This window comes from Flavobacterium sp. WC2509 (genome assembly GCF_052683105.1).
In genome coordinates this window covers 3,725,241-3,736,422 of the sequence record NZ_JBQZFG010000001.1, presented here as the reverse complement: position 1 = coordinate 3,736,422, position 11,182 = coordinate 3,725,241, and the positions used below count along the sequence as shown (strand labels likewise).

Annotated in this window: 5 protein-coding genes; all 5 read right to left on the bottom strand. The window is 31.0% G+C overall.

From position 1 onward, the window contains the following. Positions 1 to 12: 12 nt before the first annotated feature. Positions 13 to 1,281, bottom strand: coding sequence for an MBL fold metallo-hydrolase (locus tag ACUN3A_RS15680; RefSeq protein ID WP_445552224.1), 1,269 nt, complete (start codon positions 1,279 to 1,281; stop codon positions 13 to 15). Further along, the gene (locus ACUN3A_RS15675) at positions 1,278 to 2,468 is read right to left on the bottom strand and encodes a restriction endonuclease subunit S (protein ID WP_445552223.1); all 1,191 of its coding nucleotides are present in this window, start codon (positions 2,466 to 2,468) and stop codon (positions 1,278 to 1,280) included. Before ACUN3A_RS15675 ends, ACUN3A_RS15680 begins: the two co-directional genes overlap by 4 nt. 20 nt (positions 2,469 to 2,488) lie before the next feature. After that, the gene (locus tag ACUN3A_RS15670) at positions 2,489 to 3,964 is read right to left on the bottom strand and encodes a type I restriction-modification system subunit M (RefSeq protein ID WP_445552222.1); all 1,476 of its coding nucleotides are present in this window, start codon (positions 3,962 to 3,964) and stop codon (positions 2,489 to 2,491) included. Positions 3,965 to 3,972: 8 nt separating this feature from the next. Beyond that, the gene (locus tag ACUN3A_RS15665) at positions 3,973 to 5,235 is read right to left on the bottom strand and encodes a DUF2130 domain-containing protein (protein WP_445552221.1); all 1,263 of its coding nucleotides are present in this window, start codon (positions 5,233 to 5,235) and stop codon (positions 3,973 to 3,975) included. Between the two features lie 76 nt (positions 5,236 to 5,311). Next, complete coding sequence (locus ACUN3A_RS15660) at positions 5,312 to 11,179, bottom strand: DEAD/DEAH box helicase (protein ID WP_445552220.1); 5,868 nt, start codon at positions 11,177 to 11,179, stop codon at positions 5,312 to 5,314. Between the last annotated feature and the right edge of the window lie 3 nt (positions 11,180 to 11,182).

The window sequence follows — 11,182 nt, the reverse complement described above, 5'->3', positions numbered from 1 at the left end:
ATGATTAAATTCTTAAATATTATTACCAATCACATATCTAATTTTCACATGACTCAATTGTGTATTTGAATGAATCACATTAATAGGTCTTGCATTTTGTACAATATCAATTATGGATTGAGTTGGATGTTTATTACGATTACCCAAACCAAAATTAATTATGTGATGAATAGCATTAGAAAACACATTGAAGAATCTAGGGTTTAAATAACCAGAAGCTCCATGATGTGGAATCTGAGAATATATTACTTTGTCTGTAATAATACTTGACCATTTAGCCATAATCTGATCTAAACATCTATTATCTACTTTTATATCTCCTACAAGAAGATTACCACATCTATATGAACTAGCTCCTGACACTTTGCAGCTTGCAGGGAAGTATGGTCTTCCTAAAATCCAACTTCTTATATAATCAAAAGTTAGTGGTGTTATTGCAGTATGAAAAACTACTAATGAAGTGTCATTTATATGAGCTTCTAAAAAATTTTGATAATAAAGTTGTTTTAAATTAATTAAGGTAGATATTGGCGAATTGTTCACATATATTCTAACATCCTCAATTGTTGGATTAGTATTTGAGAGTAACAAAGCCAAATCATTTTTAAAAGTAATAACTTGTCGTGGATCTCTTATCTTGTTAAAGAATTTAAATTCCCACAACCCGCTAAAAATTAATGTGCCCATATCATAGTAATGGCTCACCCCTTCAGCCGTAATTACTTCAAGAGGTAAATTAGTTACTAATTGCAAATTATTTTCTAGAACAAATTGAAAATCTTCTGTGAAATTAAGTTTATTCGGATCTATATCTCCATTCGTTAAGTCATCTCTTCCAGCCTCTGAAGGATGTATATATATGACTTGATCTACTTTAAATTCATTCATTAGATATCTTGCAGGATCAATGAAGAATTCAGCAGGAAATGTATTTCTACCATCAATTAAACTTACATGATAATTCAGTAAAAGTTCATCTGGTGATAAAAATGGGAGTATTACCACTTTTGCTCCATTAGTCTTTTGTAATAAAAGAGGCACATGACTAATATGATCATCATGAAAGTGGGATATTAGTAATAGGTCTAACTTATCTCCCTTTTTAATCTTTCTGCTGAAAATATCAATTTCATGGTTAATGTAATGGGCTGTTGAATTTGTACCACAATCATATACCATAGTGTACAGTTCTCCACTAGGCAAATGATTAAAAACACCTGAATAGAATAAGCCTTGACCTACTGGTCTAAATTGAAACTCTATTTCGAAGAATTTATTCATACTAATTCCCCTTTAAAAGCTTTTTGTAACAAACTATTAAACAACTCTTCAGATTTTATTAAACTCTTTTGTATTATTGCTTTTTGTTGTTCAATTATAGCTAATTGCTCAGTAAATTTGTTTTGCAATTCAATTGGTGGATTAATAATAGGAAAATTTTCGATGTGGTCTTTGTTAAGCTGTCTTTTATCAATTCCTCCTACACAAACACTTCTGATATGACCTCTGTATTCTTTTGTTGTCAGTATATGTAAAACAAATTCATTGATAATGCCTTTTTTAAGTCTTATCAAATAAACGTGACCATTTACATTCGCTTCATCATCCTCACCTAAATACATTGCTGCCCTACCTAGACTACTATTTTCAGTATTTATTCTTCCCGTTTTTGTCATTAAAATATCTTTATGCTTCAAACTACTTTTCATCATTTTGTCATGAGTAGCTTGATCTAAAAAAGCTATATCTTCATAAACTAATCTATTTTTCCACACATTTTGACTTCTGAAAAATGTAATTCCTTCTTCAACATACACTTCACTCCCTCCTTTTGGAGTGTTACCACTATGTATTTTGATAGAAATTTCTTTTAGCTTATTAACTTTCCATTTCTTGGGATTACTCACAGGATCTCCAAACATATCCAAAAACAATGCTTGTGTAAGTTCATCATACTTTGCTAGCAATGCTTTGTCATTCTGTCTTAAAGTATCTACTGTATCGAGAATGGTTGCTATTTTTTGTTGTTGGGGTAATGGCGGCAGTGGGATTTCAAGATTATCAAAATGTTCCGTTTTTAAATTATTAATATTTGCTCCTTCTGCTAATTGGCTAATTGTATTCTTGTAATAAGGAGTTTCAAAGAAAAATTTAAAGTAATCTTTATTTACTATTTCTGCATTTGGTCTTAATACTTTACAAAAAGCACCGAAACCTGCATTAATATCTTCTAAAATCATTGCAGCCTTACCTACTATTGAAATACTTCCGCTTGATGCAGCTATTAAAATATCTCCATGTCTAAGTAATTGAGTGTCCTTTACTCCTCCCTTTGGTATATAAACAAAATCATTATGAACTATTCTTGAATTTTGAATATTACCAGCTCTTAAAACAGGAATCAAACCTTCTTCAAATTTTAAAGAAGCATCATTTTTACTATATGAAACACCTCTAATTTGTTTCATTAGTTTACTTAACGGATAATTCATTTTAACAACTCTTCTAAGATTAGTAATTTATCTTTATTCTCTTCTTGAAGCGTTTTAATATCTTGAATTAAAGTACTTGGTTGGGCATAAGTTACTACATCATACACCACCTCTTTGTATCCTTTTATAGACAAATCCCAATCGTTGGCTTTGATGTCTGCAAAAGGCACTAAGAAGCTTTTATCAGTACGTAATCGTTTGGTTTCTGTGTCTAAATTATGGTAGCGTGTTACGATATCAGGTATGTCATTGGTTGTAGTTTCTCTACGTTGGTCATCTAAGCTAAAACCATCTGATTGCATGTCATAAAACCAAACATTGTCTGTACCACCTGTACTTGTTTTAGTAAAAAATAAGACTGCGGTACTTACTCCTGCGTAAGGTTTAAAAACTCCACTTGGCATGGAAATAACCGCATCGAGTTTGTGGTTTTCGATGATTTCCTGTCGTATTTGTTTGTGAGCGTTAGAAGAACCAAACAAAACACCATCAGGAACAATCACTGCACAACGCCCACCTGTTTTCAGCATACGAAGCATTAAACCTAAAAAGAGTAATTCTGTCTTTTTAGATTTTACCACTTTTAGAATAGAAGTTTCCACACCGTCATAATCCAAACTACCTTTAAATGGTGGATTTGCCAGTATCAGAGAAAATTGGTCTCTTATGTCTGCATTACTTTCACTCAATGAATCTTTCCCTATCAGATTAGGGCTTTCTATTCCATGCAGTTGTAAATTCATAGCGCCAATACGCAACATGGTGTTGTCAAATTCAATGCCGGTAAACATATCCGTATTGTAATGCTCTCTGAAAGCCTTATCATGGAAATATTCGGGATGTTTCTCATGGAAATATTCCCCTGCAGCAACCAAGAATCCTGCAGAACCTGCAGAAGGGTCACAAATAGTATCCTCTTTGGTCGGTTGCACCATTTCCACCATCATCTTGATAATGTGTCGTGGTGTTCTGAACTGACCGTTTCTCCCAGCTGTTGAAATTTTGGAAAGTAAGTATTCATATAAATCTCCTTTGGTATCCCTATCTTCCATCTTGATTTTATCAATCATCTGCACCAATGGGTCAAGCAGTCTTGGAGTTGGAATCATAAAAGTGGCTCCGCTCATATATTTGGCAAAAACTCCATTTTCGGCACCTACTTGTTTCATGTGGTCGAAAACAGAAAGTCCATCAACCATTGGTTTGGTAAACAAGTCAAACATTGCCTGTGGTTCATTGTTCTTAAAGGAACTCCAGCGTAATTCTTTTTGCTCTTCGGTAAATATTGGATTAACAATAGGCTTTTTAATCATAGCCGATTTCTTTTCTTCCTTCAACTGGGTTTCGTCTAATCTTCTTAAGAATAAGAGGTAAGTGAATTGTTCAATTACCGTTAGAGGATTTGATACTCCTCCAGTGGCAAAACTGTCCCATATTTTATCTACCTGCGATTTTAAATCTCCTGTTATCATTTGTTTATTTATTCTTCTATTACATTTATTTCGCTCTCCAATTCTAATGCTTTTATGGTTTGCACTGCATTTCCGGCTATACCACGAATAGCACCGTACATATTGATAGCATTATCAATTACTTTGTCAATTTGCTTTTCGCGTTGGCTCCAGATTCGTTGCATGCTTCTTTTCTCGGAGTTTAAGTCGGTTTGCATTTGTGTAAACCCTTCTACAATTCCTTCCATTTGTAAATGGAATTCATTGCTAGTCAAGAAATCATAGAGCATTGCCATTTTGTCCCCTTTGTTTTCCTGCGATTGCAAGGTTTGGCTCACTCGTATTACTGTTTCTCGCAATACGGCACTTAATCCTTTAAACTCTTCAAAAGTACAAATCCAGATTCCGTCTCTCATTCCCATGCGTTCCATTCCATTCGGCAATACTTCGGTCACTAAAACGCCTAAATTAGCTTTTTTTACTCGAATATCATTCTTAAATTTTTCTATCCATGCCGGTTGGAAAGCTTTAGTACGCTTGCTTTCATAATAAATAGAACCGCAATTTTGTAGTTCTCTGGTATTTACCACTTGAAGGCAATCGGCACCGTTAGCTCCTTTTTTTATTTCATTGATGGTGTCTAAAGGAAAATTCGACGCTAACCATTCTTCGATGGCTAATTCCATCACTTCACCTTGCAATTGCATAGAACCTTGTTCCTGCTTGCGTTTCATTTCCTCGGTAAGTTTCTTTTGTTCCTCTAATTGTTTTTGGAGTCCAGCAAATTTCAATTCATTTTTATCGTCTTCCTGTTTACGGATTTTTTCACGTTCCAGATTTAAAGTCTCATTTAACTTGACTTGATTTTCAGCTTCAATAGCTTCTTTCATTTCCAGTTTTTCTCTTTGAAGCTTTGCTACTTCACCTTGCATTTTACTAAGCTCTCGTAACTTTTCTGATTTTTCAGAAAGTTCTTTTTCCATTTCCGTTACCCTGTCTTTGCTTTCCTCTTCCAGCTTCTTTTTCAGCTTTTCGGTTATCTCTCTTTCAGATACTTTTTTAGCTTGTTCTAAACGTTCTGTAAACAGTTCATTTTCCTGCTTTTTCTTGGCTTCAAATTCGGCTTTGGCTTTGTTTAATTCATCATTTTTAGCTGCCAATTCTTTCGCTTGTTGGTTTGCTTTTTGTTGGTATTCTTGTCTAATTTTATCTTCTAATTGATTTTTAAGAATATCATTCACATCGATTGAAGTTCCACAATTAGGACATTGGATAGCAGTTTGCTCAGACATAATATTTACTTTTTATTGGTTTACTTTGTAAAGGTAAACTTGATGTGTGCGGTATATCTGCACTAGTTTATTTGTTTTATTCTTTAATTGTTCTGTATAATTCAAAAAAGCTAATATGTCCTGCAAAATCTATATTAGAAATCAGTAGATTAGAATGCCTATTTAAAAATTGATGATTCCAAAGTGGATGGACAATAAGACTATTTACAATATTTGATCCCATAATATCAATTGTTGTTTCTTCCAAATAATAAAGCATATTACTACTTTGAATTGCTTTTATTTTTGGATTTACTTTTGAAAGTGTTACAGCTCTTTTATTGATTAAATCATGAAGATCTTGTAATTCGAAATATTGAGACAAATTACCATCCAAGCCAAAGTTATAATTATGATTTGTTAAAAGTCGTAGTAGACCAACACCTAACCTCCAATCTAAAATGTGATGGTAGCCAGAATTATCATAAGCATTTAGACATTTTTGACATGATGTACTACATTCATCACGATGATTAATAATAGATTTAATAAAGTTATTTTTACCCTCTAAAATTTCATTTAATATTTCATCGAAATTTTCATATAAATAGTTTACAAAACCTGATCCATTTGGTGCTGCATCGCTTAGATATAAATAAGGAACATTATTTTCTATCTTTAATTCACTTATTTCTATTTCTCTTGGTTCTATATCTAATTTGTCAGCAACTACTCTTTGAAGAATAAATGCTGCAGAATAGAAAGCTGATTTAATTGCACTTTTATTACCAGATATTACATCCAAAGACACACCTTCAGGTATATTTGTAATTTGTAATTTGATCATCTCTGTAGATTTCTTTGCTCCTAATGCAATTTCCTCGATAGGTCGATCTTGGATTCTTAGATAACTTTCAATGATGAAATTTGGTTGGAATTCAATTTCTTCATTATTAAACCCAGTTTCCTTACTAATATGTGTTTCAATAATCCTTGAATTATTTGGAGTTTTATAAATATCAAAATTACAAACCGATTGACCTTCAAAATAATTACCATTGTTATTATTTATATGCCAAATTTCAGATCCAAAACCGAAATATGTTAAATTATAATTTCTTTTGGTTTGATTTTGATAAGTATTTGCTTTTTCATCTGCAAAAATTCTTGAAATAGAAAAATTAGATCTAGAATCACTATTATCTCTTCCATTACCAATGTTATTGATAATGGTATTAGTTCTAAATGCTTTAGGAATTACTAATCTTTTATATATTGTGTTTTCGCTATTTTCAGAAAAAGGATCAATTGTTATAAAATTGTCATTTTGATCAAGAATTAGTGAGTAACTGTTTTCCAAGGCATCTAATTGTTCCAAATTACTTCCATTATATTTTTTTAATGTTTTGATATTATACAAATTACCTTGTACTCTTCCATAAATTAAAGGAACTGTCAATCCTACAGATTCATACTCTCCTTTATCTTTTGTTTTTATCGAGCCTGGTGCAAATTCAGTTATTGCTTGTTCAAGATTTCTGCTTATAGACTTAATTTCACCATTCCCTGAGCCATGATAAAAATTTCTTGTATTACTAGGCATTCCGTACATTGGCAAAAGTCCAGCTTCAGCTAAAGTTTGCGCTAATCCAATAGTGTATAAATTGTTATTTATTGCTCGATCTATTTCGTTGATTAATTCATTTTTAAGCCATAAATTTAAATTAGTAATATCTTTAATTATTCTATCCTCTTTATTGAATTGTGTTAAATAATAATGTATATATTCATTTATAATACTTCCATTCTCTTTAATCCAATTTTCAATTATAGGCTTATGAATTGTCCAATTGGAACAACTATCAAATTCACCATGTGTATCGGTTATACTCTCTTCAATTTGTATATTTTGAAATGCTATTTTTAAAATATTCTTAGTTAACATTCTTTTTACAATCGGTAACTTAATTTGATATTCATTGTTGCTTTTATTTGGAGCTAAAGCCAAAAGTGGAGCAGGAGCATCACCACCTGTTATTTCACTAATACCATTATGATAATAATAAGTGTCATGGCTTTTTCCACGACAAAATGTAAATGCAACTGAATAAGCTTGCCCTCTTCGACCTCCACGACCAACACGCTGTTGGTAGTTATATCTCGTTGGTGGCATATTTCCTTGAAAAACTGCTTCTAAACTACCGATGTCTACACCGACCTCCATAGTAGTTGTTACATTTAGCATGTCAATTTCTTTACTTAACTTTTCTCTATTCAATTCATTTAAACTATCTTTTATAAATACTCCTTTGAAATGTAATTGTCTTTCTGCTTGATTATCAGATTGCCCAGTTAATTCTGCAGTTCTTAATCTTATTGCTTTTCTTTTTTCAATAAGTACATCAAAACTAATGAAGTTGTTTACTCTTAATTTTTTAACAAAACCAGATGGATCAGTTGGTAAATCTTCAGCACATTGGACATTGGTGCAGTATCCCATACCTGAATGCAAATGTATTTTTTTACAATTGTTGCATTCATAATATTCATGGTTATCATTTACGTTATAAAAACTTAAAGCATTAGGACTTATTGTGAAATTATTGTTTCCAAAAATTTCTGCTAAGTAATCAATAACATTTTGACCAAAAGCTATAGTGTCTTGACCTCTGTTTTCAGTATATTTTTCTATGTGTGTAGTAAACTTACTAGGAAGATTTATATATGCATCATACCCTGAAATATTAAAAGAATCTGGATCAGCATATCGATAATTATCTCCCATAATTCTTAAAAATGAATTTAAAAAATCTTCTAAAGAATTTTCAGAATTAAATTGTCTTCTTAACTGATTGTACCTAGTGCTCTCACGATTGTTATTAATTTTTAAATATCCTATACCAGCACTCTCAGAATTTACATCCATGTAAATACCAAAGCTATTTTTGAAAATTGTTGCAAAAAGTTGACTTCTTATATCAAGTATAAAATTTTGTGGAATATTGAAATTTGGTTGTCCAACTCTATTTCGAATTTCATTAATTGAAGCAATTTTTCCATTTTCAAAATCATAAAAATTACTCCAATGTTTCCCTGATATGTTTTCTTTTTCTAAACCTACACCGCCGGGATTAATTCCTAATTCTAATAATTTTTTAACTAATAATCCATCAAGTTCATTTGCTCTTATTTCAATTAAATTTTCAATGTTTAATGATCTATCAGGATATAAAAAATTGTTTAATGAATTTTCATCTTCAGCTAAAACGAACCCTGCAATTGAAGCAGCATTAATTATATCAGCATAACTATTAATTTCTGAAAATATTTTTGCTCCAATATCTCTAGTCCTGTTTATGAGTTCTATTATTCTCGGATTAGGAACAGATAATTCTTCTAAACATTCTAAAAACAATAGTCTAACCATGTCTCTGAAATGTTCTTTTTCTATACCAAAAGCCTGATCGGCGGCATCTTGTCTACTGTCTGAGAAACCAACTAATTTAGGTTTTTCACCAGATAGTTGATATATTAACTCTTTACTCAAGATTTGATTACTTCTAGAAATACCTGTTCTGAAACTTCTAATTGGTGATTTAGTATATAGTCTTCTTGTATAGTCTGCATTACAAGATGGACAAACATGAGGTAATGCTTCAAATTGTTGATCATGAATGTCAAAATCTATAATTGTTTCTCTTCGATTTTGTGGATCAAATGTCAAAATGAAAGTATATCCTTTTATAAATTCATTATTATTTAAATTAATACCATTAAAATATATTTCTCCAGTGTAAGGATTTAAAGATGATCTTTTCCAGTTTCCTCTAACTCCAGTTGTAGAGAATGCATAATCACCATTTACATTACTTTGATTAAAATCATCTCTTACTTCTAGGTTATTTGAGTTTAATCTAGTTATATAATAATCTTTAGTATTATTTTCACAAGGCCAAAACACTGTATATTCATTATACCTTTTATTTTGCACCATTGGTGTTGCACTATTATTTGGGATTTTAGATAAATCTGGGTTGTTTAAGTTTAATTCCCATTTCTGTTGGCCATTGATAATACTAAAAACACTCTTATTTCCTCCAATAAATGCTGTAGCACATTTTTCACAACGTAATGTTTCTAAAACTTTATGGATTGCTCCATCATTAGAGTTGACAGCTGTTTTGGGAGAATAAAATAACTGTCCAAAAGGATTCTGAACTTTACCTGGTTCTTGCGGTAAAAGTTCAGTCCATAAGCCTTCAACGTATTTGTAAAATTGATGGAAACGAATTCGAGGAAGCTTGCAATCTTTGATGCTATTGATTTCTTCATCTGCTCTTATGATCAAAAAACCTCTTAATGCATTTTGATCCCCGTTAAATAATTTATTCGCAAGTTCACTCATTGAAATAGGAACAATTTTACCTTTTTTATTTTTACAGGCTTCGATAAAGTGTCCAAATATATTTTCAGCTTCAATTCTAAAATAGGATTTTAAATCTGAATGACCTAGTTCTTTAGCAATTTGAGATTTTACTATTTTCTTTTCATTTTCGTTTTTCAACAAAAAAGTTTGATCGATTTTATTAAAAACAGAAAGTAATATTTTATTTTTTTTATTTGGAATGTAATCACTCCCCAGTTGAATTTCAAATGCATTTTTTGATTGATCTTCATAATATACCCCAAAAAATTGCTCTAAATATTCTTGAGTTTTGTCTGGATCTCCAAGAGAAGCACTGGATGCTAAAATTCTTAACTGAGGATTTGGTATTTTTTTACCAATATCTTCAATAACAGGTCTTACTCCAATTGCATCCAAAAACATCCTTATTAAGTATGCAATTTCAGTTCCGGCAGTACCTCTAAATAAGTGTAATTCATCAATTATTAAATGAAACACATTGTTTTTATCTTCTTTAATCCATTTTTTAGTACTTTCAAATATATTAGCTTCGATATTACGCATTAACATTACACTTAACATTGAGAAATTCGTAATTAATATATCTGGTGGATATTGCTGCATATCCCATCTTGTAACCATCTCGGAGGTCCGAATATCATTAGTTAATCTAGGTTTTATATATAATACCTCATCCTTCGTTTCTGGGTTTTTTTCTATATAATTTTCAACTTCATTTGACAGATGCTGTAATTCATTTAATTGTTTTCTACAATGTTTTCTTTTTTGTTTATTATCATTTCCTTCTAATTGACCAGCAAGAATTGTTCTACTATTATATTGACCAAAGTAGATTCTGTTTCCATTAAGTCCATCTACATCATCAAAATGAGCTCTGACATCATCATTATCCAATGCTTTTCTTAATCGAGTCATTTGATCTTCAACTAAAGCATTCATTGGATATAAAATTAAAGAACGAACCGCAGCTGTTCTATTTTCCCCATTACGCTGAATAGGATTGTATTCTTCATCTGTTGAATTAAACCAATTTGGACTACCATAAGATGGTTTTTTCCAACTTTTAGCTTCTTTATATAACTGTCCAAAAAGCGGAAAAAGAAATGATTCCGTTTTACCAGAACCTGTGCCAGAAGTTATCACAGTATTGTTTTTATTAATAAATGCTTTTTCAAACATTTCAACCTGATGCTTATAAGGCTTATAACTTATTAATCCCGTTTTAATAAACTTTGATAAAAAATCAAAAGCATGTTCTTTTTTTTGACTAAAACCTTCAGCAAATTTTTCGCTAAGATCAACTAAATCTTCGATTTCTTCTCCGTCTATATCAGCTGTAACATATTCTGGTAGAATTTCAAAAAGAAGTTCTTTTAATAAATTATCATTTTTTAAAAGTTCTTCGTCTTTTTTTGTATTTAATTCTATATTATCAAAACGATACATGGTTTTGAAATATCTAACGTAATTTTCTTTGATTTTATCAAATGCACCGATTGGATCTTTCGATAATAATTTTTCGTAAACTTTTTTATCCATAAT

What these genes read in the sequence shown, in the direction of transcription:
- ACUN3A_RS15680 (WP_445552224.1), bottom strand. Translation starts at nt 1,281, where the DNA reads ATGAATAAATTCTTCGAAATAGAGTTTCAATTTAGACCAGTAGGTCAA.
- ACUN3A_RS15675 (WP_445552223.1), bottom strand. Translation starts at nt 2,468, where the DNA reads ATGAAACAAATTAGAGGTGTTTCATATAGTAAAAATGATGCTTCTTTA.
- ACUN3A_RS15670 (WP_445552222.1), bottom strand. Translation starts at nt 3,964, where the DNA reads ATGATAACAGGAGATTTAAAATCGCAGGTAGATAAAATATGGGACAGT.
- ACUN3A_RS15665 (WP_445552221.1), bottom strand. Translation starts at nt 5,235, where the DNA reads ATGTCTGAGCAAACTGCTATCCAATGTCCTAATTGTGGAACTTCAATC.
- ACUN3A_RS15660 (WP_445552220.1), bottom strand. Translation starts at nt 11,179, where the DNA reads ATGGATAAAAAAGTTTACGAAAAATTATTATCGAAAGATCCAATCGGT.